This is a genomic window from Qipengyuania gelatinilytica (genome assembly GCF_019711315.1).
GTDB classification, from domain to species: Bacteria; Pseudomonadota; Alphaproteobacteria; order Sphingomonadales; family Sphingomonadaceae; genus Qipengyuania; species Qipengyuania gelatinilytica.
Map to the genome: position 1 here is coordinate 1105497 of NZ_CP081294.1, position 25812 is coordinate 1131308.

Consider the following 25812-nt stretch of genomic DNA (forward strand, 5'->3'; position numbering starts at 1 on the left):
CTCTTCAAATGATCACACGCAGGCAAGCGGTCTTTGTTCTGAATCTCATAGCCGGCTGGATCGATGGGGTCGGCTTCCTTGCCCTCGTCGGCACGGTGCAGGCCTTTCCATCCTACATGAGCGGCAATTCCACCAAGATCGTGACGGATGCGGTTTCGGGCAAGTTCGGGCTGGCCGCCGCGATCGGAGGCGTGGTGCTGGCCTTCATCCTCGGCGCAATCGTCGCTCGCCTGCTGAACGATGGATCGAAGCGGCGCGAAACGGCGGCGCTGCTGGCGGTAGCCATTGGTATCTGGATAGCTTCGGCAGGAGCAGGCGCCGGTTGGAGCAAGGATAAGCTGCTGCTGGCCCTCGCCTTCACCATGGGCATGATCAACCGGTCCTTGCAGGGGCGAAACGGCTATACGGTGCACACCTTCCTTAGTGGTGCTGTCGTAGCGATCGGATCCGACATTGCGGACGCGATTTCCGGGCGAGGTCCGTGGAGCCAGGTCCTCCTGCCGCTGAGCATCTGGGGCGCGGTCCTCGCGGGTGCAGCTGCCGGTTCGCTGGTGGTGATCAATTTCGGCCTGGTCGGAGCGCTTTTCGTGCCGGCACTCGCGGTAACGGGGCTTGCCCTCGCCAATGGGTTTGGCTGGCTGCAACCCGCTGCAGATCCGCATGACGGGCATCCTACGTCGATCGAGATGCAAAGCTAAACGCATCCGGAACCCGCCTCTATCGGCGTCGTTCAGAAGGTTCGGGTACGCAAATATACATCGAATTTTCTGGAGACACTTATGCCCCTCATTCGCATCGACATGCTTGAAGGTCGGACCGACGACGAACTCAAGCTGATGCTCGACACCATTCAGGACTGCGTGGTCGAAGCCTTCGGCGTTCCGGAACGTGACCGCTACCAGATCGTGCACGAGCACAAGAAGGGCCGGATGGTCTTCCTCGACACCGGAATGGGCTTTGAACGCAGCGACGGCGTGGTCGCCATCCAGTTCTTCACCAGTCCCCGCACGCATGTCGAGAAGATGGAAGTCTTCAAATTGCTGTCGGACAAGCTCGGCGAGAAGTGCGGTCTGGACCCGAAGGACCTCTTCATCTCCGTCTTCACCAATCGCGACGAAGACTGGAGCTTCGCCGACGGCGAGGCGCAGTATGTCACCGGCAAGCTGCCCTGAGGAATTGAACGACGTGGGCCAGCGCACCCCGCCTGGGGCGCTGGCCTACATTTCTTCCTTGAGCCCGGACCGGATAAGCCACCAGTTCGGGAAATAGGCCGTGGCGAAACCGGCCAGCATGGCAATCTGCATCGCGGCCCAGAAAACGGGGCTGCCCGCATCCACTTTCCCGCCGAAGAATGCGGGAAACAGTACGAAATGCGCAAGGCCCATGAAGCCATACATGCCGACCTGCCAGCTGGTAAGCGAGAGCACATCCGCCTTGGTCGCAGCCTTGACGCCTTCACCGACGGACAGATCGCGCATGGGTGCGATGGCGAAATACTGGAAGACGATGCCGATCAGCAGCGCAAAGACGTAATCCATCGTCCATTGCGCGAAGATCTCCGTCTGGAAAATCCTGCCCAAGCCGAAGAAGGCGAGCACACCCGGCATATAATGGGCCGCGTTTTCGCATATGAGGTCGGCCAGCGAACAGCCCGCGCCGCAATGCAGGGTCCCCTTGGCCACGCTGGCAGCGAACGGCACATCGCCCGCGTCCGGTCCGGCGTATCGCTTGTAGAACCAGATCAGCAGGGGCCCGGCAAACAGCGCGCATAGCGGCCAGACGAAGCGCATCACCGCCATTTTCGGCGGGTTTCGCTTCATCTGCCACGCCATGTACAGCGCAGAGCCAAGACCAAGCAGGAGCAGGCCGATGTAGGTCAGCTGCACCCAGTTCGGGATCACCATAGGGTGACCCGGCTTGGTCAGGCCGCCTCGACCCTGACCGGCACCGATTTGGACGCCGGCGTCTTCGAAATCTCGTCATGATGCGTGATCGGGACGAGGACGTTGCATTCCGGATAGTAGCTCGCGATCGTGCCGCGCGGCAGCTTGTAAGCGACGAGCTTCAGCCCGCCGAGCGCGCGCTCCACATCGTCGCCGTCGTAATCGGTGACGAGACGAACCGTGTCCCCATCGCTGAGGCCTGCCTCGGCGATATCGTCGGGATTCATCAGCACCACATCGCGCGTGCCCTCGATCCCGCGGAAGCGGTCGGAATAGCCGTAGATGGTGGTGTTGAACTGGTCGTTGGACCGCATCGTCAGCAGGCGGTAGCGCCCCGGCTTGTCCGCAAAGCCAAGCGAGGTCAGCTGCGGCGGCGTGGTAATTACGGCCTTGCCGCTATCGGTCTTCCAGACGCGCTCTGCTGCAGGATTGCCGCGCCAGAAGCCGCCGGCCTGAAACATCCGCTTGTTGAAATCGTGGAAGTCGTCCGGATAGGTCGCTTCGATCAGGTCGCGCACCAGCGAATAATCGCCCGTCCATTCGTCCCATTTCAGCTTGGGATTGGGGTCGAGCGCCGCCTTGGCGATGCCGGTCACGATGGCCAGCTCGCTCTTCAAATGCTCGGACGCCGGCGGGCGGTGCCCGATCGATCCATTAATCATCGAAAAGCTGTCTTCGCTGGTCACGGCCTGGTTGCCGGTAGCCTGAGCGTCTACTTCGGAACGGCCGAGGCACGGCAGGATATAGCTCGCCTTGCCCGGATAGAGATGGCTGCGGTTGAGCTTGGTCGAGACCATCACGACGAGGTCCTGCGCCGCCCAGCCCTCTTCCATTCGCTTCTGGTCGGGCACGGCGCGCACCAGATTGCCGCCGAGCGAGATGAACCCGCGAACCTTGCCTTCGATCAGGCCTTGTACCGCGTCCACCACATGCATGCCGTCCTTGGTCGGCGGATCGAAATCGAACAGCTTCTTCAGCTTGTCGAGCGGGACCAGATGCGCCTTTTCGGCAATGCCGACCGTGCGCTGGCCCTGCACGTTGGAATGGCCGCGCACCGGACAACAGCCCGTACCGGGCCGCCCGATATTCCCTTTGAGCAGCAACAGGTTGACGAGCATCGCGATATTGAGCGCGCCATGCGTGTGCTGGGTGAAGCCCATGCCGTAGACGCCGATGACCTTTTCGGCCTCGATATAGACCTGCGCCGCTTTGCGCAGAGCGGCCTCGGTCAGCCCGCTGGCCTTTTCGATGTCGGACCATTTCGCATCGCGGCAGCAGGCGATGAACTCGTCGAAACCGGTCGTGTGCTCCTTGATGAAGGCATGGTCGATGACCTCGCGCGTGCCTTCTGCCTGTGCCTTGTCGTCGGCTTCCACCACGACCTTGCACAGCCCCAGGATCGCCGCCACGTCGCCGCCGGACTGGACCTGGTGATACTGGTCGGAGATGATCGTCTCCTTGCCCGTCATCATTTCCAGCGGGTTCTGCGGGTCGACGAAGGACACCAATCCCTGCTCAATCACCGGATTGAAGGTAACGATCTTGCCGCCGCGATCCTTGCAGTCCTTGAGGTTATGCAGGAAGCGCGGGCTGTTGGTGCCGGGGTTCTGCCCGAAATAGAAATAGCATTCGGTCTCTGCCAGATCGTCGAACGTCACCGTGCCGACCGGCGATCCGATCACCTTGGTCAGGCCGACCGAGGTCGTTTCGTGGCACATGTTCGAGCTTTGCGGCAGGTTGTTGTTGCCATAGGCGCGGGCCAGCAGCGCGTAGAGATAGCTCGCCTCCAGCCCCGCGTGGCCCGACGCGTAGAAGACCACATCCTCGCGCGGCAGGTCGCGCAAGGTCGCGCCGATCTCGGCAAAGGCATCGTCCCAGTCGATCGCGACATATCGATCGGATGCGGCATCGTATTTCATCGGATGGGTCAAACGGCCGGACTTCTCCAGCTCGTGGTCGCTCCATTCGCGCAGCTTGGTGACCGTGTGGTCTTCGGCCTGAAAAAACGCCGGAGTGCAGCGATCCTTGGTGAGCTCCCAAAGCGTGGCCTTGGCACCGTTCTCGCAAAATTCGAAAGCCGAGTAGTTTTCCGGCTTCGGCCAGGCGCAGGACATGCACATCACGCCCTTGGGCTTGTTGAGGCGGCGCAGGCTGTCGAGCGCGCCGGGCGAGGCCCATGTCTCGCCGTAAATGCTGGCGATCCCCTTCATGGAGCCCCAGCCACCGGCAGGGCCGGGCGCATGGGGAAGATCGTCGTTCCGGGTTTCAGTCTCATCAGCCATGGCGCAATCCTTCCCTGCTTTTCTCGTTCTCAATGCGCATTCACGCAAATATTTCCCTTCGTCGCGAAAGACATGCGTCGCCGCGCTGCAATTGGCAAGATCGAAGCTTCGCGCCATGGCGAGCATTGCAATCGCCGGCCTTCAGAGCGATGGCCTGTGTGAGAGTGGGATCGCTGGAAATCGGGACATCATCGTTGGACACACAAGGGCAAAGGGTAATGGGGGCGATCCTCGCCGGCGGGCAGAGCCGACGGTTCGGCTCGGACAAGGGAATGGCCTTGTGGCAGGGGCGCAGCCTGCTCGATCACACGCGCGAGGCGCTGGCTGCGCAATGCCGGGAGGTCGTCGTCTGCGGGGGCGAAAACGCGGCGATAGCGACATCGCTGCCGGTGCTTGCGGATTGCCCAGAGCCGGATCTCGGACCGCTGGGCGGATTATGCGCCGCGCTTTTCCATGCGCGCGAGGCGGGATTCGATTTCGTGCTGACCGCACCCGTCGACGCGCAGCCAGTCCCAGCCAATCTGGTTGATACGCTGTCTGGCGATGGGCCCGCCGTCCTCGCCGGTCATTGGCTTTTCGGCCTTTGGCCGAGCGATCTCGCCGCGGCGCTTGAAGCGCACCTGCTTGGCGGAAACCGCTCGGTCATGTCGTGGGTGGAGGCATGCAGCGCGCGGCAAGTCGCCCTTGCGGGACCTCCACCCCTGAACATCAATACCCCGGACATGCTTGCCGCTCTCGACCGCGCTTCGGCGCTTGGGGATGCGGTCGAAGTCCACGCCGTGCGCGAGCTCGATTTCGCGACCGGCACGGCGTCCGACAAGGCGCGGATCGTGCCGCTGGAAACCCCGGTAGCCATCGAATTCAACGGGATCGGCTATGCCGTGATGATGGCCACCCCTACCGACCTCGACGATTTCGTAGCGGGTTTTGCGCTGGCCGAAGGACTGGCGCAGCCGGACGAAATCGAGGGCGTCCAGCTGCACCAAGCAGGCGGCGGCTGGGTAGCGCGGGCGAACCTGCCTGCCCGCAGCATGCCGCGCATTCTCGAGCGGGCGCGGACGCGGGTGTCGGAAAGCAGCTGCGGCATTTGCGGGATCGACTCGGTCGCGGCAGCGCTGGCGCCGCTCGATCCGGTGGACGCCGTCCCGCCGCAGGTCGATCCCGCCGCAATCCACAAGGCGCTGTCGGCGATGCGCGACCACCAGCAGGTCGGATCCGCAACCGGCGCGGTCCATGCAGCCGCCTTCTGTTCCCATGATGGAGAGATCGTGCGCTTGCGCGAGGATGTCGGTCGGCACAACGCGCTCGACAAGCTGGTCGGGGCGCTGGGAAGGGAAGGTATCGACCGCCAGAACGGTTTTGTGCTGCTGTCGGCACGCTGCAGCCAGGAACTGGTGGAGAAAACGGTGCGCGCAGGCATCCCGATGCTGGTCACCATCAGCGCACCGTCCAGCCTCGCCATAGCGCGGGCACGCGAAGGAAAGCTTACGCTGCTGGCACTGGCGCGCAGCGACAGTGCGCTGATCGTCAACGACCCGCACCGCCTTTTCTAGGAGGGCTCGCAAAAAAACGGGCGGGCGAAACGAGCATTACGACCGCTTCCGAGCCCCCAATTGTGGGCGATAGATGTCGGATTATGGGTGGAGAGCGGACGGACTGAAAGCACCAAAGGCCGTCTAATCGAAGGCGATCAGCGATCCAGCTTTGCAAGGCGGCGCTCTTCTGCAGCAACTTCATCGGGATCGAGCGGCAGGCCGGCCATGACTCCATGCTTGCGGCGATAGTCGACGAGTTGCTGCTGGTAGAAGCCTTCGAACAAGGCATGATAGGTCGGTGTCGCCCGTAGCCTTGGGGACAAGCGGCCGCGCTTGTCGGTCAGGAAATCCTCTCCTACTGCCGGCCAGTCGCGTTCGAGAAGTCGTTTCAACTGGCGTAGCGCTTCATCCTCGCCGACGGTCCGGTAGGCAGCGATGACGGTAAAGGGATTGGCGGCATCCAGCCAGAGCTGCGGCACCGGCGCCGGGCTGCCCTTGATATAGGCCGGAAGATAGGCATCCAGCACATCTATCTGTTCCTGTGGCAGGCTGCCCCCCTCCAGCCGTTTCACGAGGTCGGGCCATAGCCGCTCGAAATCGTCGATGTCGCCGTCCAGCGCGATGAAGCCGAACAAAAGCCACTCGGGCGTGGTCGCACAGTCCGCGCAGCGAGCGAGTAAGCGTTCAAGGCCGTCGAAAGTGCCGAACTTGAAGTAGTTCTTATACATGTTGACCCGCTTCTGTTCGCTGAGCGGATCCGCCGCGAGAGCGCGTTCATAGTAATCATGCGCTTCGGAGTGCCTGCCGACGTTGTCGAGCGAACGGGCCATGGCCTCCTGCGCCAATGGATCGTCTGGATGATCCTTGATCAACGCGGTGGAAAGTTCCATCGCAGCCTCGATGTCCCCGTCCCAGGGGTAAGCTCCTATCGCCTGCGCCGCACGCGCTTCGACGTTCCCGGGATCGAGCGATAGCGCCCGTTCGATCGCCAAATGATACTGGCGGCGGACAGTGTCTTCCTCGCCCAGCATCGAACGCGAACTGTTGGCGATGATGTAGGCAAGGGCAGCGTGGCCCGGTGCGAAATCGGGGGCCAGTTCGGTGACGCGACGCAGCAGCCGGTACGCGTCGATCCGGTCGTCGTCGTTAAAGCGCAGGGAGATTTTCTCCAGCGCGCTCAGGTAGGCCTCGTAAGCCTCGGAAGAAATGTCGCTGCCGGCAAGGCGCTGGGCAGTCCCCGTGCCGAGGCGGGCCTTCATGGCGAGGCCCGCGGCGGAGACAAGCTCGCGCGTAAGGCGCGGGGTGATGCGGCGATCGCCATCGATGCGGTCGCTCCAGATCTGTCGGCCCGTGCCAGTGTCGACAAGCGAGAGGATGACCTGCACTTCGTCATCGCCCACTGGAAGAATCTGGCCTTCGAGAAGGTGGGTGGCACCCAGTTCAACTCCGATTTCGCGCGCCGAGAGATTGCGTGCTGCCGCCGCAGCGGTGGAAGTGCTGGCAATCATTGTCATGCCGCTGGCGCTGGCGAGACCGTTGCTGAGCGCGCTCGACAGGCCCGACCCCTTCGCAGCCAGTTCCTCGTCGCTGCTGGTTAGTGGGAGCACTGCAAGGCTAACTGGCTCCTGCACGGCCGCCTCGCTGCCCGGTAGACCCTGCGTGGCGACATAGGCGCCACCGGCCAGCACAAGCGCGATCGCCGCACCGGCCAGCACAAGCGGCTTTTTCGGCTTGGCAGCAGAGCGGGGCGCGGGCTTCGTGATCACGCCGCCTCCCAATGCGTCAAGCAATGCGGCCGGTAGCGGGCCGCCGTTCCAGTTCGTCATGTCGGTGGCGTGAAACTGGCGGAAGCCCATCGGCGGTGCGGTGCCGTCGAGGCTGAGCGAGACCAGCTTGTTCTGCTCGGCGGCTTCCGACGCCTCGTCGCGCACCCAACGCGATTTCACGGCGTGGGCCGACCAGGCCACTATAACGCGGCCTGCTTCATTCAGCGCAGCTTCGATATCGTCGGCAAATTCTGCGCCCGAGCGCAGGTGGCTGTCCCACCACAAGGTGAAGCCGGCCTCCTGCAGCGCTGCCGCAAGCCTCTCGATGCGCGGCTGGTCGGCGCGGGCGTAGGAAAGGAAGATGTCGGCCATTACGCTCCTCGGTTCGCCGCAGGACACGCCGGCGTGCGGAATTTCCGCGGGTAATCGATTGGGATACGCTCGCGCTCGACGATCTTCATCAGATTGGGATAGGGTCGAGGATCGAATTGTGGAAAGATGAGCATATCGAGCAGGGCGAATGGCGGCTCGGCGAAATCATAGGGTTTGAGCAAATCCTCAGCTTCTTTCGTCCGACCCAGATACATCAATGCGTTCCATCGCGAGACGAGTCTTTTGCGAAGGGGCAGCAGTTGTTCCGCCATTGCACGATTACCGTCCGCACAGGCCTGAACGAACCGGGGTGCGGCAAGGCGTTCATCGCTCACCCCGAGCGTCTCCAGTTGGCGAAGTATCGCTCTGGCATCGTCCGTGCGGTCGTTTGCGAGCAACAGGGTGTGCCCTTCAAGCAAAAGCTCGGAATTGGTGCGATTCTCCTTCAGCGCGGTTTCGAAGATTTCGAGCGCTTCTTTATCCGCACCGGCGTGGCGGTAAAAATAGGTCAGTCGTTCCGGCGGTATGTCGGCTGCATGCTCCGATAGCGCCAGGCCCCTCTTGAGACTTGTCAGCGCGCTGCGTTTTTCCAGCAGTTGGATCTGGGCCTGATACAGGTAACGCCATCCGATTTCGTCGTCCGGGTGCTGTCTCGTGAACTCCCTGCTTGCTCTTTCCATTTTGCGAAATTCGCCGCGGAAGAAGTAGCGAGACGTATCGGCCGACAAGCGCGCTTTGTCGCTGTTGGCGAGCTCTGCGGCCAGATCAAGATATCGGTCGGCTTCGGCGCTGAGTGCGGCGCGATCGGCGGTCGGATCGTAGGATGTTCTGGCCACGGACAGCATATTGGCGATGCCTTGGCTGGCGGCCGAATACGGCCGGTACCAATTAGGGTCGAGCTTAATCGCCTGTCGCTGGAAATTCAGACGACGCAATCCGTAATCTTCGTACTCCTGCAGCGACAGGTCGGCCGCGCGCAGGACGTTTTCCCAAGCATCGACGTTGTTGGTGCCGCTATCGATCAGAGCTGCCAGCGCCTCAGGATCTAGCGCGGTGTCGAGCGCGGTAGCGATCCGGGTGGCGATATCTTCCTGGACCGTGATCGAGTCCGCGATCGGGCGGTCATATCGTTGGCTGTAAAGACGCGTTCCCGAAGCAGATTCGATCAATTCGATATCGACAACGATCCGGTCATCGCTGCGGCGTACGGAGCCATCGAGGATATGAGCGACCCCCAGCTCGGCGCCGATGACCTCCAGGGACTTTTGCCGATCGCGATAGCGGAAGCTTTCGCTGGTGGGCGCGACCTCAAGGTCCGGAGTACGCGACAGTGCGGCGCTGATTTCCTGTGCGAGACCATCGGAGAACCAAGACTGGTTCTCGCCCGAAAGGTCGCGAAAAGGGAGGATTGCGATCGACTTGCGGTCGCCCAGCTCCTCAGCATTCTCCGCTAACGTGTCGGTGGAGTCCCGGGTCAGGTAGGTCCCACCGGCCAATATTATCGCGAAAGCGGCCGCCGCACCGAGAATGAGAGTTTTGCTCGACTTCTTTCGGCTGTTTTCGGGCGGCAGAGTGACGGCATCGTGCGAACTACCGACGAGTGCGTCTAGAGCGCCTGTTAGGGAGGCCATGGCATCGGGCTCGCCAAGGTCGATCGCATGCCGCTGGCGAAAACCGATTGGGGGAAGAATGTCGCCAAGTCGTGCCGCCACCAGCTTGTTTAAGTCGCGGCCGATCGCCGCTTCATCGCGCACCCACTCGGATTCGATTGCGTCTGAAGACCAGACAACCAGTACGGCTTTCGAGCGGGTGAGGGCTGCTTCGATGTCCTTGCTGAACTGGTGACCGCTGCGCAGGTGCTTGTCCCACCAGACCGAATATCCGGCCTCCTCCAGCGCTGCTGCGAGCCTCTCGACGCGCTGCTGGTCGGCACGGGCGTAGGAGAGGAAAATATCGGCCAATGAAAGAAGCCCCCACTAAATTGCTATCAAATTGCCCACGAGGCGCATCAAAAATAGGAATTAGCAATAATTTGGGAGAATATTACAGGCGGGTAGCGAATACCATAGTCGTCATAACAGAAACCGGAGGTCCGCAATCGGGTCGTTAGATGCCCGTCCGTTCCGGATGATCCGCGCTCCGCAGCTAAGCTACGAACTGGTCGGAAGAGGCACCAAGTGCGCAAAAAACGGTGCGCGGTGAACTCAGCCGAGTATGCTGATCAGATGCTCCAACCGCCTGTGCGAATATTCCGCATGCCGCGGAAACGCACGTCGCAAAGGCTCGTCCTGTTGCCAGTTGTGAACTTGCAGCAACGCGCTCTCCTCATCCTTGTCGACGGCTAGCCAATCAATTGTGTCTAGTGATCGATCGCAGGGTAACGCTTTGGTCCCGTCCAATGCGCTTCGCAAGGCGGCAACAATCTCGTCACGACTGGTTCGAACTGTAGACATGCGGCGCTATTCACAAGCTGATCGGCCGAATTTCAAGTCGCAAACCGCGGCTGTCATGTCAGAGTCACTCGAGCGTCAAACACCGCTGGGTCAGTCCGCCAGCGAGGCCTCGATCTCGTCCAGTCTGACGAATTTGAAGTTCTGTGCAGCTCCCGGATTCTGACCATCCTGCGCAATGAAGAGGCTCTTGGGGAACGACGGCCCTAAGTCAGCCGCTGAGCAGGGTTTCACGGGCCTGTCATTTGCGAATGCTAGTGCGTGCATTGCGACCCGAAGGGCTGCGGCATCGGTCAAGGCTCACGAACTTGAGGGCTTCCCCTTGCGGCGGAACCCTCCCTTTTCGTCGAATCTCACGATGGAAAGCGCACGCGAGACGGTTGCTTGCGTATCGCTAGCGGCATGCTCGGCCTTGTATTGCCAGAAAAAGGGTTTCTGGCACGGACACAGCAAGGACACGCCACAAGTGCGGCCTCCTCGATCATCGGGTGGGTGGTTGATTTATCGCAGGCACAAAAAAGCCCGCCGTTTTGGCGGGCTTTTTTGTGTTTGGTTGCGGGGGTTGGATTTGAACCAACGACCTTCAGGTTATGAGCCTGACGAGCTACCGGACTGCTCCACCCCGCGGCACCGTATGTTTCGCCATGGACATTTAGCCCAGAGACGAAAAAGCCGCCGCTCGGTTCGCACCGGCAGCGGCTTTTGAAACTGTGAATGGGTTTATACCACATGCCCGCCGGCTTTAATGCCTGGCGACGACCTACTCTTCCAGTGCTTGAGCACTAGTACCATCGGCGCTGTCCGGTTTCACGGCCGAGTTCGAGATGGGATCGGGTGGGTCACAGACGCTAAGGTCACCAAGCAATAGAGCTGGCGGACATGGGTTTAAATCGATGCTTCGAGCTTTCTGGGCTTATCCGGCTTCGAAGTTTCCTCCGACCAAGACAGCACAGGGCTGTCGTTGATGGTGGGATCCTACAAGCGCGAAAAGAACTATTAGGACCGGTTAGCTACACGCATTACTGCGCTTCCACACCCGGCCTATCAACGTCGTGGTCTACGACGGTTCGAAGATACCTTATCTTAAGGGAGGCTTCCCGCTTAGATGCTTTCAGCGGTTATCCCGTCCGTACATAGCTACCCTGCGGCACCCTTGGCAGGATGACAGGTACACCAGAGGTACGTTCACCCCGGTCCTCTCGTACTAGGGGCAACTCCTTTCAAGTATCGACGCCCACGGCAGATAGGGACCAAACTGTCTCGCGACGTTCTGAACCCAGCTCACGTACCACTTTAATTGGCGAACAGCCAAACCCTTGGGACCTGCTCCAGCCCCAGGATGTGATGAGCCGACATCGAGGTGCCAAACGATTCCGTCGATATGAGCTCTTGGGAATCATCAGCCTGTTATCCCCGGCGTACCTTTTATCCGTTGAGCGATGGCCCTTCCACGAGGGACCACCGGATCACTATGACCGACTTTCGTCTCTGCTCGACTCGTCAGTCTCGCAGTCAGGCAGGCTTATGCCATTGCACTCTTGCAGACGGTTTCCAACCGTCCTGAGCCTACCATCGCGCGCCTCCGTTACTCTTTAGGAGGCGACCGCCCCAGTCAAACTACCCGCCATAGAGGGTCCCTGATCCGGATAACGGATCTAGGTTAGACATCAGAAAACAACAGGGTGGTATTTCACAGGTTGGCTCCACTCGGACTGGCGCCCAAGTTTCAAAGCCTCCCACCTATTCTACACAATTCTTTCCTAATGCCACTCTAAAGCTGCAGTAAAGGTGCACGGGGTCTTTCCGTCTAACCGCGGGTACTCCGCATCTTCACGGAGAATTCAATTTCGCTGAGCATATCCTGGAGACAGTGGGGAAGTCGTTACGCCATTCGTGCAGGTCGGAACTTACCCGACAAGGAATTTCGCTACCTTAGGACCGTTATAGTTACGGCCGCCGTTTACTCGGGCTTCAATTCGGAGCTTGCACTCCTCCTCTTAACCTTCGAGCACCGGGCAGGCGTCACACCCTATACGTCGTCTTGAAGCCGACTTAGCAGAGTGCTGTGTTTTTGCTAAACAGTCGCTACCCCCTGGCCTGTGCCCCCTGAAAAGAGTTGCCTCGATCCAGGGCCTCCTTCTTCCGAAGGTACGGAGGCAATTTGCCGAGTTCCTTCAGGATACTTCTCTCAAGCGCCTTGGTATACTCTACCTGACCACCTGTGTCGGTTTCGGGTACGGTCTATAGTGAAGAGGCTATTTCCTGGAACAACTTGGCTGCCCTCTCAATCCAATAAGAGAGAACAACTTCCGCCATCCGTCACACATCTTCAGGCCCACGAATATTTACGTGGTTCCCATCGACTACCCCCTTCGGGCTCGTCTTAGGGGCCGGCTAACCCTGCGCCGATTAGCGTTGCGCAGGAACCCTTGGTCTTTCGGCGACAGGGCATCTCACCCTGTTTGTCGCTACTCATGTCAGCATTCGCACTTCCGATACGTCCAGAGTCGGTTACCCTTCTCCTTCACTCGCTTACGGAACGCTCCGCTACCGCTGCAGTAAACTGCAACCCTAAGCTTCGGTGCATATCTTTAGCCCCGTTACATCTTCGCCGCAGGAACCCTTATTTAGACCAGTGAGCTGTTACGCTTTCTTTAAAGGATGGCTGCTTCTAAGCCAACCTCCTGGTTGTTTTGGGATTCCCACATGCTTTCCCACTTAGATATGACTTGGGGACCTTAGCTGTAGGTTAGGGCTGTTTCCCTTTTGACGACGGACCTTAGCACCCGCCGTCTGTCTGCTGGACAAGACTCGATGGTATTCGGAGTTTGGTTAGGTTTGGTACCGCTCGCGCAGCCCTAGCCCATCCAGTGCTCTACCCCCATCGGCATACATCCAACGCTCTACCTCAATAGATTTCGCGGAGAACCAGCTATTTCCCGGCTTGATTGGCCTTTCACCCCTAAACACAGCTCATCCGAGAATTTTTCAACATTCACCGGTTCGGTCCTCCAGTGCGTGTTACCGCACCTTCAACCTGGCCATGCCTAGATCGCCGGGGTTCGGGTCTAATCCATCATACTCAGTCGCCCTATTCAGACTCGCTTTCGCTGCGCCTACACCTAACGGCTTAAGCTTGCATGGTAGATTAAGTCACTGACCCATTATGCAAGAGGTACGCTGTCACCCCCTATGGGGCTCCAACTGCTTGTAAGCATCCGGTTTCAGGTACTGTTTCACTCCCCTAATCGGGGTGCTTTTCACCTTTCCCTCACGGTACTGTGTTCGCTATCGGTCATGTGCGAGTATTTAGGCTTGGAGGGTGGTCCCCCCATGTTCAGACAGGATTTCACGTGTCCCGCCCTACTCGAGTCTTCTTCGATCATTTTCGCATACGGGGCTGTCACCCGCTATGGCCACTCTTTCCAAAGTGTTCTGCTAATTAACGAAGAAGCACTGGCCTGGTCCCGGTTCGCTCGCCACTACTACGGGAATCTCTGTTGATGTCTTTTCCTCCGGGTACTGAGATGTTTCAGTTCCCCGGGTTCGCTTCACCAAACCTATATATTCAGTTCGGTGATACCCTATCCACCTCTTTCCGGCCGACCCGAGGGTCGATCGAAAGGAAATGGTGAGGGTGGGTTTCCCCATTCGGAAATCGTCGGATCAAAGATTGCTCACATCTCCCCGACGCTTATCGCAGCGTGCCACGTCCTTCATCGCCTGCACATGCCAAGGCATCCACCAAATGCTCTTACCTCACGCTTGAGAATCCACACCATCAACGACAAGCCTGCATAAAAGCTGCGTTGGGATAGGTGCGGAGGAATATCTCAGCCAGATAATCATTTTGATTGATCTTGTTGTGATGCATAGCTCGCAAGATCTGCCCGAAGGCAAACCGTACAATCCATGCGCCACGGCATCGATTTAAAAACCCATTCACAATGTCAAAGAGCGGTGGTCGAAACCACCTAACCGCCAAATGCGGTATCTGTTTTCGTTTCATTCAATCGGATTTGATGTCGCATCCAGTTACCTGGTGGAGCCTATCGGGATCGAACCGATGACCCCCTGCTTGCAAAGCAGGTGCTCTCCCAGCTGAGCTAAGGCCCCGTAAGACCAGGTATATGGTAGGCCCGAGTGGATTTGAACCACCGACCTCACCCTTATCAGGGGTGCGCTCTAACCAACTGAGCTACGGGCCTATGCGCCAGCGCAGGCCCTAAGGCCGCAGGCGGCAGAAGCCAGCTCAGGCTAACAGCATCTAACGAGCAAGCCCGTTAGGCTGTATCCGATTGATGAAAGGACATGAGGACGACGGCAGTGTTCTTTGGAAATCACGAAGCACTTTCCAGCGCGAGGCCGGACGCTTTCGTGACAATCCTTAGAAAGGAGGTGATCCAGCCGCAGGTTCCCCTACGGCTACCTTGTTACGACTTCACCCCAGTCGCTGAACCCACCGTGGTTGGCTGCCTCCAGTAAACTGGTTAGCGCACCACCTTCGGGTGAATCCAACTCCCATGGTGTGACGGGCGGTGTGTACAAGGCCTGGGAACGTATTCACCGCGGCATGCTGATCCGCGATTACTAGCGATTCCGCCTTCATGCTCTCGAGTTGCAGAGAACAATCCGAACTGAGATATCTTTTGGAGATTAGCTAACCCTCGCGGGATCGCTGCTCACTGTAGATACCATTGTAGCACGTGTGTAGCCCAGCCTGTAAGGGCCATGAGGACTTGACGTCATCCCCACCTTCCTCCGGCTTATCACCGGCAGTTTCCTTAAAGTGCCCAACTAAATGATGGCAACTAAGGATGAGGGTTGCGCTCGTTGCGGGACTTAACCCAACATCTCACGACACGAGCTGACGACAGCCATGCAGCACCTGTCACTAGGTCCCCGAAGGGAAGGAATCTGTCTCCAGAAACCGTCCTAGGATGTCAAAGGCTGGTAAGGTTCTGCGCGTTGCTTCGAATTAAACCACATGCTCCACCGCTTGTGCAGGCCCCCGTCAATTCCTTTGAGTTTTAATCTTGCGACCGTACTCCCCAGGCGGATAACTTAATGCGTTAGCTGCGCCACCCAAGCTCTATGAGCCCGGACAGCTAGTTATCATCGTTTACGGCGTGGACTACCAGGGTATCTAATCCTGTTTGCTCCCCACGCTTTCGCACCTCAGCGTCAATAACTGTCCAGTGAGTCGCCTTCGCCACTGGTGTTCTTCCGAATATCTACGAATTTCACCTCTACACTCGGAATTCCACTCACCTCTCCAGTATTCTAGCAACCTAGTTTCAAGGGCAGTTCCGGGGTTGAGCCCCGGGATTTCACCCCTGACTTGGATCGCCGCCTACGCGCGCTTTACGCCCAGTAATTCCGAACAACGCTAGCTCCCTCCGTATTACCGCGGCTGCTGGCACGGAGTTAGCCGGAGCTTATTCTCCAGGTACTGTCATTATCATCCCTGGTAAAAGAGCTTTACAACCCTAAGGCCTTCATCACTCACGCGGCATTGCTGGATCAGGCTTTCGCCCATTGTCCAATATTCCCCACTGCTGCCTCCCGTAGGAGTCTGGGCCGTGTCTCAGTCCCAGTGTGGCTGATCATCCTCTCAGACCAGCTATAGATCGTCGACTTGGTAGGCCATTACCCCACCAACTATCTAATCTAACGCGGGCCCATCTAAAGGCGATAAATCTTTGGTCCGAAGACATTATCCGGTATTAGCTCAAATTTCTCTGAGTTATTCCGAACCTAAAGGCAGGTTCCCACGCGTTACGCACCCGTGCGCCACTAACCCCGAAGGGTTCGTTCGACTTGCATGTGTTAGGCATGCCGCCAGCGTTCGTTCTGAGCCAGGATCAAACTCTCAAGTTTGTGTCACATACTAAGCAGGCACGATCCGAAGATCGCCGACCCGCTAGGCATGAGCTTCAAGGAGCCGATACCTGCACTGTCAAACGTAATGGATACGAATGAACATGCATCATCACAACCAGACTGTGGAGCCTGGAAGGATGTGGCAATCGGCTTGAAATAACCGGTACTCGGAGCCTTGAGGTCCCCGGACCGGGCGCCGTCGCCCACATGTCCCTTCATCAAAAACTAACAATGTCAAAGAACCGCTCAACAATGTTAGAGGGGACAGCTTTTGTTCCCCCGATTGATACCGGGGGGACCGGCTGTCTCTCTATGTTGGCGACCGTTGCGGTGGGCGGTGGAAGCCGCCAGCGCCGCGTCGGTGAGGGCCATCTAGGGGTGATGTTGGATTCGGTCAACACACTTTTCGAAAGTTTTTTGAACTTTTTTCGAAAACCGCAGAATTCCGCCGTTTCACCGCCATTTTCCGGTGACCTCTAGATGGGGCCATCCCGGGCGGTTTCAAGCCTCGGGGGGCAAATCGGGCTTTGAAGGCCCCAAAAATGCCGATTCAGCCCCCTCGTGACTCGAAAAAAAAGATGAATCGCGGGTCGGGGGGGTCGCGATTCACTCCGATTCACCGATTCAGGGCCGAATCCGACTCAAGGATTCGGGTCTGATGAGTGCCCGAGACGACTCTGCGGGTGGATTCGGGAGGCGCGCGGCCTTGTGGTATGGCTCCCTATAGAGGCCGGCCTTTGCGAGCTGGCCCAGCGGAGAGACAATATGATCGAGCGCTCCCTTCTCGTTGCAGCGGGTTTGCTGTTGTGCGGCAACACGCCGGTCCCGCCCACCGTCCAGGATAAAGGCGAAGCGGAACAGGCTATCGCATCACAGGACGAGGCGGGCACCGACAGCGACATCATCGACGTAGGGTTCGATCAGGACCGCTACGAGCGCATGACGGTCCCGGTCACGATTTCCGGCAAGGGTCCCTATCGCTTCTTCATAGACACGGGCGCGCAGGCGACCGTGGTGACGCGCAAGGTGACCGATGAGCTCGAACTCGTGCCGACCGGCCGGGCACGCCTCGTTGCAATGGGGTCGAGCGAGATCGTCGACACGATCGACATCGACCAGCTCGAATTCGCAGATCGCAGCTTCAGCGGAATCACTGCCCCGCTGCTCGAACGCAAGAATATAGGCGCAGACGGCATCCTTGGTCTCGACAGCCTCCAGGACCTGCGCGTGCTGATCGATTTCCGCGAAGACAGCATGTCGATCGCCGATGCCCGCAGCTCTCGCGGGAGCACGGGATACGAGATCGTGGTGCGGGCGCGCCAACGGCTCGGACAGATGATCATCACCGATGCCCGGCTCAATGGCGTCCGCACCGCAGTCATTATCGATACCGGAGCGCAGAATTCGCTCGGCAACCTGGCCCTTCTCAATCGCCTGCGCGCGCGCGCGCGCGAGACGCTCACCGCAACGGACGTAAATGGAGCCATTGTCGAAAGCGAACTTGCCATGGCGCGAAGGCTGGTCATCGGGGACATGGAACTGACCAATGTCCCGATCGGATTTGCCGACAGTCCCGCCATCGAAGCGCTCGGCCTGTCGGACCGACCTGCCCTAATCCTCGGCATGGGCAATCTGAGGATGTTCGAACGGGTCGCGATCGACTTCGCCTCGCGGCGAGTCCTGTTCGACCTTCCTGGAACGGTGAGGCGCCAGGACCTGGTTGCACCGGGTTTCATGGCCACGCGGACAAAGTCCTGACCTTGCCTAGCCGGGTCCCGCGCCCCAGATAGCGGCCCATGCCGCCTGACACATCTTCTGCTGAGGCCCAGCACGACCCCGAAGGCTGGGCCACCCTCCGGCGCTTCCTTCCCTATATGTGGCCGCGCGACAATCCGCGGCTGAAACGCCGCATCATCGGTTCGATGGCATTCGTGCTGATGGCAAAGGCGACCATCCTCGCCCTGCCCTTTGCCTATAAGAAGGCGGTCGACAGCATGACGACGCCGGCCAACGAGGGCGTCATGGTCGCTTTGGCGCTGGTTGTCGCATACGCCGCAGGCCGCTTTGCCAGCGTCATCTTCAACAATCTGCGCAACATCACCTTCGAGCGCGTCGGGCAGGATGCGACACGCCAGCTGGCCGAAGATACGTTCTCACGCCTTCACCAGCTCTCGCTGCGCTTCCACCTGTCGCGGCGCACGGGCGAGATGACGAAGACGATCGAGCGCGGAACCAAGAGCATCGACGTCATGCTCTACTTCCTGCTGTTCAACATTGCCCCCACCGCGATCGAGCTGATTGCCGTGGGGGTCATCTTCTACCTGAACTTCGGCTGGGAGCTGGTTGCCGCCACTGCCCTTACCGTCATCGCCTATATAGTCGTGACGCGCCGCATCACGGAATGGCGCAACGATCTGCGGCGCAAGATGAACGAATTGGACGGGCAGACACTCTCCCGCTCCGTCGACAGCCTGCTCAATTACGAGACCGTGAAATATTTCGGCGCCGAAGAGCGTGAGCGGGAACGCTATGGCGAAGCCGCGCGGGCCTGGGCCGAAGCGGCGATCAAGTCCGAGAACTCGCTCGGTCTCCTCAATATCGCGCAGGCGCTAATCATGAACCTGCTGATGGGCGGCGCTATGGCCTTCACCGTATGGGGCTGGAGCCGCGGCGAATTCACCACAGGCGACCTGGTGCTGGTGAACACCTATCTCACCCAGCTCTTCCGCCCGCTCGACATGCTGGGGATGGTCTATCGCACGGTGCGACAAGGCCTGATCGACATGGCCGAGATGTTCCGGCTGATCGATACGGAAGTCGAAGTGCAGGATATGCCCGGAGCCCCTGCACTGGTGGTGAAGCGCCCGTCGCTCTCTTTCGAGAATGTCGTTTTCGGCTACGAACCGGAGCGGACGATCCTGCACGATCTATCCTTCGAAGTGCCCGCCGGCAGCCATGTCGCCATCGTCGGCCCCTCGGGCGCGGGCAAGAGCACCATCGCGCGCCTGATATTCCGTTTCTACGATCCGCAATCTGGCCGCATACTGATCGACGGGCAGGACATTGCCCAGGTCCGGCAGGAGAGCCTGCGCGCACATATCGGCATCGTCCCGCAGGACAGCGTGCTGTTCAACGACACCATTGGCTACAACATCGCCTATGGCCGCGAGAATGCGAGCGACGAGGTCATCGCCAAGGCCGCAAACGATGCCGCGATCATGCCCTTCATCGAACGCCTGCCCGATGGCTTTGCGACGGAGGTCGGCGAACGCGGCCTGAAGCTTTCGGGTGGAGAGAAGCAGCGCGTCGCCATCGCGCGCACGCTGGTGAAGGACCCGCCGATCCTCGTACTCGACGAGGCAACCAGCGCGCTCGACAGCCGGACCGAGCAAGACATCCTGCGCACGCTGAAGAAGGTGAGCGAGGACCGGACCACGCTGGCTATCGCGCACCGGCTTTCGACCATCGCAGATGCCGACCGCATCCTCGTGCTTGACCACGGCCGGCTGGCGGAAAGCGGAACGCATGCCGAATTGCTGCGCAAGGGCGAACTCTATGCCGAGATGTGGGCCCGGCAGCAGTCGGAAGACAGCGAGACAGAGAAAGCCGGGGCGTAGCAATTCCACCCTTGCGGGTTGTGTTGCACTGCACAATCGTTAAGTAGCGCCCAGACCTTCCGGGTGCTAACGCGCGCCCTCATCATATAGCTGGACAGATATCATGCCCAACCTCGGCGCGATCAAACGCGACTGGTTCTCCAACATCCGTGCAGACATCCTTGCCGGGATCGTCGTCGCCCTCGCCCTGATCCCGGAGGCCATAGGCTTCTCGATCATCGCAGGCGTTGACCCGCGTGTAGGCCTCTATGCCTCGGTCGCCATCGCCATGGTCATCGCGTTCACGGGCGGGCGTCCGGGCATGATCAGCGCTGCGACCGCAGCGGTGGCCGTGGTGGTCGTGCCACTGGTCCGCGACCACGGGGTGGAATACCTTTTCGCCGCAACGATCCTGATGGGTATCTTCCAGGGCATCGCCGCCCTGCTGCGTCTCGACCTGCTAATGCAGTTCGTGTCACGCTCGGTCATCACCGGCTTCGTCAACGCGCTCGCGATCCTCATCTTCATGGCGCAGCTGCCGCAGCTCGACCCGACTGCCGCAGGCATCGGCTGGATGACTTATGCGATGGTCGCTGCCGCGCTGGCGATGATCTACATCATCCCGAAATTCACCACCGCCGTGCCCAGCCCGCTGATCGCAATCATTGTGCTCACCGCGCTGACCATCTGGCTCGATGCGCCGGTGAACACCGTGTCCGACATGGGCGAACTGCCCGAGGGCCTGCCCTATTTCATGCTCCCCGACGTGCCGCTGACGTGGGAGACGCTCGCCATCATCGCCCCCTATTCGGCGACCATGGCGGCAGTCGGCCTCCTGGAATCCCTGCTCACCGCGCAGATCGTCGACGACATGACGCACACCGGCTCGAACAAGCGCCGCGAAAGCGCGGGCCAGGGCGTGGCGAATGTCGTCGCTGCCATGTTCGGCGGCATGGGCGGCTGCGCAATGATCGGCCAGTCGGTCATCAACGTGACCAGCGGCGGACGCGGAAGGCTCTCGACCTTTACCGCAGGCCTCTCGCTCCTGATCCTTCTGGCGGTTCTCGGCAACCTCGTCGGCCAGGTGCCGATGCCGGCGCTGGTGGCGATCATGATCATGGTGTCGATCGGGACCTTCTCGTGGAACTCGATCCCCAACATCGGCAAGCACCCGTGGCAGTCCTCCGTCGTCATGGTCACCACCGTCGTGGTCGTGGTCGCGACGCATAACCTTGCACTCGGCGTGCTGGCAGGCGTGATCCTGTCGGGCGTGTTCTTCACCCACAAGGTGATGACCATGTTCGAGGTCGTGCGCGAGCGAGAGGGCGACACCGCCATCTACCGCGCCAAGGGCCAGATCTTCTACGCCAGCGTCGAGCGTTTCGAGGCTGCACTAGGCCCTGAAAGCACCATGCCCGATCCGGCAGACCACGTGATCATCGACGTGCGCAAGGCCCATTTCTGGGACATCAGCGCGATCGGAGCACTCGACAAGGTCGTCGAACGCATGCGCCGCAACGGCCGCAGCGTGCAGGTGCGCGGATTGAACCGGGCAAGCTCTGACCTCGTCGACAAGTTCGCGCTGACCGACAAGACCGGCGTGGAGATCGGACTGGCACCGCACCCCTGATCAGCGTTTCCTGCGCCTGCGCCATTTGGCGGTGGCGGCACTCTCGCTGTCGGAATACTCCGGCGGGAGCTTGTGCCGCCACTTCTGCTCGTATTGTCTTGCGGACAGCAGGCTGGCAGCCTTCATCAGGCGATAGCCACGCCAACCGACGAAAAGGTACCATGGCGAAAGCATGAGCTGGATGATTGCTATCGCCCAGATCCGCTCGTCCGAGTTCGAGCCCAAGATCAGCGCGGTGAAAATTCCAGCCAGGAATGGAATGAAAATCGACCAGGGACGATTGTTGTTCGTGAGGTCGCGATCGACCCTTTTCCGCAGCTTCTGAAAGTCGCCTGCCATCCTCAGCGATGCGATGACTGCAGTTCTTGCAGGATCCGGAGAGCCTCGTCGCACTTCGCCGCTGGCACGAAGGCATGGTCGTGATGAAAGGCCGCGACCATGTTGCAGGCGATCCCCGCCTCGGCGAGCGCGCTCGCGACGGCGGCCGTCAAGCCCGCGCCTTCGAGGTCCGAGAGAACCATCAGCGTGATGCGTGCGAAGTCCGGCCCCACTATGCCGAGTTCATCGGCGAGGTCCGAAGGGACGATCGCCGTGACGCCCTCGTCCTCGCGAAAAGTCCCGATGGCTGCACCCAATAGCTGCGGCGCATTGTCGGGACTGACGAGGACGAAGCGCCACGCTTGCGTATCGAGCCGGGGCTCCATGGCGGCTATCATCGCCTCACGGTCGCGCACCGGCTCGCTCATCTAGAGGATGTACTTGCTGAGGTCGGTGTCGCCCGACAGATCGTCGAGCCGCTCGCGCACATAGGCGGCGTCGACCGTGATGGTCTCGCCCTTGTGCTCCTCGGCCTCGAAACTGATGTCTTCGAGCAGGCGCTCCATCACCGTCTGCAGGCGGCGGGCGCCGATGTTCTCGACGCTCTCGTTCACCCGCGCGGCGATCTTCGCAACTTCGGCGATCGCATCATCGGTAATGTCGAGCGTGACTTCCTCGGTCCCGATCAGCGCCTTGTACTGCTGGACGAGGTTGGCGCGGGTTTCGGTGAGGATGCGCACGAAGTCTTCCTCGGTCAGCGCACGCAGCTCGACACGGATCGGAAGGCGGCCCTGCAGTTCGGGCAGCATGTCCGATGGCTTGGCGACGTGGAACGCACCCGAAGCAATGAAGAGGACGTGATCGGTCTTCATCGGACCGTATTTGGTAGCGACAGTCGTGCCTTCGATAAGCGGCAGCAGGTCGCGCTGCACACCTTCGCGGCTGACCGAACCGCCGCGCACATCGCTCACGGCAATCTTGTCGATCTCGTCGAGGAAGACAATGCCATTGGTCTCTGCATTTTCCAGCGCGACGCGGTTCACGTCATCCTGGTCCATGCGCTTTTCGGCCTCTTCCTCCACCAGCCGGTCCCACGCGTCGGGGACTTTCAGCTTGCGGCGCTTGAGGTTCGACTTGCCCATCGCCTTGCCGAGCATGTCGGACAGGTCGATCATGCCGACATTGGCGGGCATGCCCGGGATTTCCATGTTGCCCTGCGGCTGGTCCTTTACCTCGATCTCGACCTCGGTGTCGTTCATCGCGTTCTGGACGATGCGTTCACGGAAAGCCTCGCGCGTGGCCTCGCTGGCGTTCTCGCCGACGAGCGCGTTGAGAAGCCGCTCCATCGCAGCTTCGCTGGCGGTTTCGCGCACAGCCTCGCGGCGGCGTTCCTTTTCCAGCCGGATCGCTTCTTCGGCAAGGTCGCGGGCGATCTGTTCGACATCGCGGCCGACATAGCCGACCTCGGTGAACTTGGTCGCTTCGACCTTCACGAAGGGGGCCTCGGCAAGCTTCGCCAGCCGGCGGCTGATCTCGGTCTTGCCGCAGCCGGTGGGGCCGATCATCAGGATGTTCTTGGGCGTCACCTCGTCGCGCAGGTCGCGGTCGAGACGCTGGCGACGCCAGCGATTGCGCAGCGCCACGGCGACAGCGCGCTTGGCGTCCTTCTGCCCGATGATGTGCTCGTCGAGCGCGGCGACGATCGCCTTGGGGGTCAAATTGTCCATGGTAGTTCTCAGACCTCTTCGAGGGTCACATTGCCATTGGTGAAGACGCAGATATCCGCGGCGACCTGCATCGCCTTGCGTGCAATCACTTCGGGGTCGTCTTCATATTCGGCGATAGCCTTGGCTGCGGCGAGTGCGTAATTGCCGCCAGAGCCGATGGCGGTGATCCCGCCTTCCGGTTCCAGCACGTCGCCATTGCCGGTGAGGACGAGGAGGTTGTCCTTGTCCGCCACGATCATCAGCGCTTCGAGATTGCGCAGGTACTTGTCCGTGCGCCAGTCCTTGGTCAGCTCGACCGCGGCGCGCAGCAGCTGGCCGTTATACTGCTCGAGCTTCTTTTCCAGCCTCTCGAACAGGGTGAAGGCGTCGGCGGTCGCGCCGGCAAAGCCTGCCACGACCTTCTCGCCTTCGCCGATGCGGCGAACCTTGCGGGCATTGGGCTTCATCACCGTATTGCCCATGGAGACCTGTCCGTCTCCGGCAACGACGATGCGATCGCCCTTGCGCACTCCGATGATGGTGGTTCCGTGCCACTGGGTCAGCCCGTGGCGATTGTCCTGATCACTCATGCTGCGCGATATGGGGTGCGCAGCAGGGGGGTCAAGCCGGAGCGGTCAAATGACTACTGCGGTCCGCCGCCGCCCGGCAGGCCCTGGCTGACCGTGCCGATATTGCCGAACAGGTCCTGCAGGAAGGTACGCTCGCGGCCCAAGGTCGGCGTTTCGTCGCCATCGGGCGTGAGATAGACGACCTGGTCGATACCGCTGCGGTCGGCTGCAACGACATTGCCGGCCGCGTCGAACTTCACGGCGAGGACCTGGTGCTGTTCCACGCGAGGACGCACGAAGGGCTTACGGCCCGTGGTCGACGACACGTAATACCAGGTCGGTTCGCCGAACTGGCTGGTGAAGGTCGGACGGCCCAGCGTCATTTCGACACTGCGCTGGTTGTCGATGCCCGGCTGGACGGTGTTCACCAGCGCATTGTCGACGACATAGCCGCGCGGTTCGCGGATGGAGGAGCATGCGGCTGTGCCGAAAGCGGCCGTAGCCAGTACCGAAATTGCAAGGATTTTGGTGACCCTCATGGGAACTGCTTCAACTCCGTATCTCCGGCATGCTTGGCCTGTGCGGCCTTGCACCCTATATGCGCGACCGACGCCCTAAACGGCCTCGCGCGTGCATGCAACTTGGCAATGCGTGAGCGGTGGGGATGGCGGCTTGAATTGCCGCTGAACGAGCCAACAGGAAGATTTGCCGACATGCCCTTTTTCGCCCGCCTTTTCGGCACCCAGCCCGACCCGCGCGAACAGTGGCGCCCGCTGTGGCACACGATCGTCGAACAGGCGCGCGAGCCCGACTGGTACCGGATGTGCGGCGTGGCCGACACGGTAGAAGGGCGCTTCGACATGATCACCCTCGTCCTCAGCCTGACGATGCTGCGGATGGAGAGGGAAGAAGAACTGGCACCCCATGCCGCGCTCGTCACCGAATTGTTCGTCGAGGATATGGAAGGCCAGCTGCGCGAAGCGGGCATCGGCGATCCCACGGTCGGCAAGAAGATTGGCAACCTGATGAGCAGCATGGGTGGCCGCCTCGGCAGCTACCGTCAGGCGCTGGCAAAGGAAGACCGGGCAGAGCTTGCAGAAGCCCTGCGCCGCAATGTCACCATGTCGCAGGAAGACGAGGCCGAAGCGCTGGCCGAACGCATGATTCGATTGCACAAGCGCTTCGACCGTACGTCTGCAGATCAGCTGCGCGCAGGGGAGCTTGCCGCATGAGCACCGACACGAACGAACTCGTCCGCCTGATCAAGCCCCGCGCGCTGCCCGCCGGCACGATGACCGTCGAGGCGAACCAGGCAGAGCGCGCCGCGCTCGCCAAACGCTTCGGCATTACGGCGATTCACGCCCTCACTGCAGAAGTCGAATTCGGCGAGAAGGACGGGGCCGTGCTGGCAGACGGCAAGCTGGCGGCAACGCTCGAACAGCCCTGTGCCGTGACCCGCGAAGATTTCACCTACGATGTGTCGGAGGCTTTCTCGCTCCGCTTTGTGCCTGCAGGAGGCTTGGGCGACTACGAGGAAGACGAGGAGTTCGAGCTGACCGAGGAAGATCTCGACGAGATCGAATATGAAGGCGAGGCCTTCGACCTCGGCGAAGCCATCGCGCAGGAACTGGGCCTGGCCATCGACCCCTATCGCGAAGGCCCCGATGCCGACGAACGGCGCGAAGAAGCGGGAATCGAGAGCGACGAGGACCGCAAGCCCAGCGGACCGTTGGCGGAGGCTCTCAGGGGACTGAAGAAGTAG

General features: G+C 60.4%; 17 protein-coding genes, 3 tRNA genes and 3 rRNA genes. 8 read left to right on the forward strand and 15 right to left on the reverse strand.

The genetic code is table 11. The annotated features are described in order from the left end of the window. Positions 1-8 precede the first annotated feature (8 nt). Both K3136_RS05495 and K3136_RS05500 read left to right on the forward strand, forming a co-directional pair. Positions 9-698 carry a YoaK family protein gene (locus K3136_RS05495; RefSeq protein ID WP_221431878.1) on the forward strand — a complete coding sequence of 230 codons (690 nt, stop codon included), beginning with the start codon at positions 9-11 and terminating at the stop codon, positions 696-698. A gap of 81 nt (positions 699-779) precedes the next feature. After that, positions 780-1172, forward strand: coding sequence for a tautomerase family protein (locus K3136_RS05500; RefSeq protein WP_221431879.1), 393 nt, complete (start codon positions 780-782; stop codon positions 1170-1172). Positions 1173-1217: 45 nt separating this feature from the next. On the opposite strand, the gene K3136_RS05505 is transcribed toward K3136_RS05500, so the two are convergent. Together K3136_RS05505 and K3136_RS05510 are read right to left on the reverse strand one after the other, a co-directional pair. Then, complete coding sequence (locus tag K3136_RS05505) at positions 1218-1904, reverse strand: DUF4396 domain-containing protein (RefSeq protein WP_221431880.1); 687 nt, start codon at positions 1902-1904, stop codon at positions 1218-1220. A 17-nt stretch (positions 1905-1921) separates the two neighbouring features. Then, on the reverse strand, positions 1922-4225 hold the full coding sequence (locus K3136_RS05510; protein WP_221431881.1) for an FdhF/YdeP family oxidoreductase: 2304 nt from the start codon (positions 4223-4225) through the stop codon (positions 1922-1924). Between the two features lie 218 nt (positions 4226-4443). Here K3136_RS05510 and fdhD point away from each other — a divergent pair, with 218 nt between their 5' ends. Then, positions 4444-5778, forward strand: coding sequence for a formate dehydrogenase accessory sulfurtransferase FdhD (gene fdhD / locus K3136_RS14160; RefSeq protein WP_345725182.1), 1335 nt, complete (start codon positions 4444-4446; stop codon positions 5776-5778). 137 nt (positions 5779-5915) lie between these two features. Here fdhD and K3136_RS05525 read toward each other — a convergent pair whose 3' ends face one another. The 8 genes from K3136_RS05525 to K3136_RS05560 all read right to left on the reverse strand — a co-directional run bounded on the left by K3136_RS05525 (position 5916) and on the right by K3136_RS05560 (position 16228). Beyond that, a complete protein-coding gene (locus K3136_RS05525; protein WP_221431882.1) occupies positions 5916-7898 on the reverse strand; it encodes a TIR domain-containing protein in 1983 nt (660 codons plus the stop codon). Beyond that, positions 7898-9859: a TIR domain-containing protein gene (locus K3136_RS05530; RefSeq protein WP_221431883.1), complete on the reverse strand. Its 1962-nt coding sequence runs from the start codon at positions 9857-9859 to the stop codon at positions 7898-7900. The genes K3136_RS05525 and K3136_RS05530 overlap by 1 nt, the downstream gene beginning before the upstream one ends. Positions 9860-10898: 1039 nt before the next feature. After that, positions 10899-10975: transfer RNA gene (locus K3136_RS05535), tRNA-Met, on the reverse strand. A 120-nt stretch (positions 10976-11095) separates the two neighbouring features. Then, positions 11096-11210 (reverse strand): 5S ribosomal RNA (gene rrf, locus K3136_RS05540). 114 nt (positions 11211-11324) lie between these two features. Beyond that, positions 11325-14116 (reverse strand): 23S ribosomal RNA (locus tag K3136_RS05545). Between the two features lie 272 nt (positions 14117-14388). Further along, a tRNA-Ala gene (locus tag K3136_RS05550) sits at positions 14389-14464 on the reverse strand. 15 nt (positions 14465-14479) lie between these two features. Then, positions 14480-14556: transfer RNA gene (locus K3136_RS05555), tRNA-Ile, on the reverse strand. Positions 14557-14739: 183 nt separating this feature from the next. Beyond that, positions 14740-16228: ribosomal RNA gene (locus K3136_RS05560) — 16S ribosomal RNA — on the reverse strand. Together the 16S, 23S and 5S rRNA genes with 3 tRNA genes alongside form the textbook arrangement of a ribosomal RNA operon. 768 nt (positions 16229-16996) lie before the next feature. Here K3136_RS05560 and K3136_RS05565 point away from each other — a divergent pair. From K3136_RS05565 to K3136_RS05575, 3 genes are all read left to right on the forward strand, one after another. After that, on the forward strand, positions 16997-17989 hold the full coding sequence (locus K3136_RS05565) for an aspartyl protease family protein (protein ID WP_221431884.1): 993 nt from the start codon (positions 16997-16999) through the stop codon (positions 17987-17989). Positions 17990-18027: 38 nt separating this feature from the next. After that, complete coding sequence (locus K3136_RS05570; RefSeq protein ID WP_221431885.1) at positions 18028-19848, forward strand: ABCB family ABC transporter ATP-binding protein/permease; 1821 nt, start codon at positions 18028-18030, stop codon at positions 19846-19848. A gap of 103 nt (positions 19849-19951) precedes the next feature. Further along, the gene (locus tag K3136_RS05575) at positions 19952-21457 is read left to right on the forward strand and encodes a SulP family inorganic anion transporter (protein ID WP_221431886.1); all 1506 of its coding nucleotides are present in this window, start codon (positions 19952-19954) and stop codon (positions 21455-21457) included. Here the strand turns inward: K3136_RS05575 and K3136_RS05580 are convergent, their stop codons facing one another. From K3136_RS05580 to K3136_RS05600, 5 genes are read right to left on the reverse strand one after another with little or no spacing between them, the layout of a single operon-like run. After that, a complete protein-coding gene (locus K3136_RS05580) occupies positions 21458-21796 on the reverse strand; it encodes a hypothetical protein (protein ID WP_221431887.1) in 339 nt (112 codons plus the stop codon). 2 nt (positions 21797-21798) lie between these two features. Then, on the reverse strand, positions 21799-22203 hold the full coding sequence (locus tag K3136_RS05585) for an ACT domain-containing protein (RefSeq protein WP_221431888.1): 405 nt from the start codon (positions 22201-22203) through the stop codon (positions 21799-21801). After that, positions 22204-23502, reverse strand: a complete 1299-nt coding sequence (hslU, locus tag K3136_RS05590) for an ATP-dependent protease ATPase subunit HslU (protein ID WP_221431889.1) — start codon at positions 23500-23502, stop codon at positions 22204-22206. Between the two features lie 8 nt (positions 23503-23510). Beyond that, entirely contained in the window at positions 23511-24071 is a 561-nt protein-coding gene (gene hslV, locus K3136_RS05595) for an ATP-dependent protease subunit HslV (RefSeq protein ID WP_282100037.1), read from the reverse strand. Positions 24072-24124: 53 nt separating this feature from the next. Next, on the reverse strand, positions 24125-24589 hold the full coding sequence (locus K3136_RS05600) for an outer membrane protein assembly factor BamE (protein WP_221431890.1): 465 nt from the start codon (positions 24587-24589) through the stop codon (positions 24125-24127). Between the two features lie 174 nt (positions 24590-24763). Between K3136_RS05600 and K3136_RS05605 the strand changes: the two genes are divergently transcribed. After that, entirely contained in the window at positions 24764-25282 is a 519-nt protein-coding gene (locus K3136_RS05605; protein WP_221431891.1) for a ubiquinol-cytochrome C chaperone family protein, read from the forward strand. Continuing rightward, positions 25279-25812 (forward strand): YceD family protein, encoded by a 534-nt coding sequence (locus K3136_RS05610; RefSeq protein WP_221431892.1) that lies wholly within the window; start codon positions 25279-25281, stop codon positions 25810-25812. The genes K3136_RS05605 and K3136_RS05610 overlap by 4 nt, the downstream gene beginning before the upstream one ends.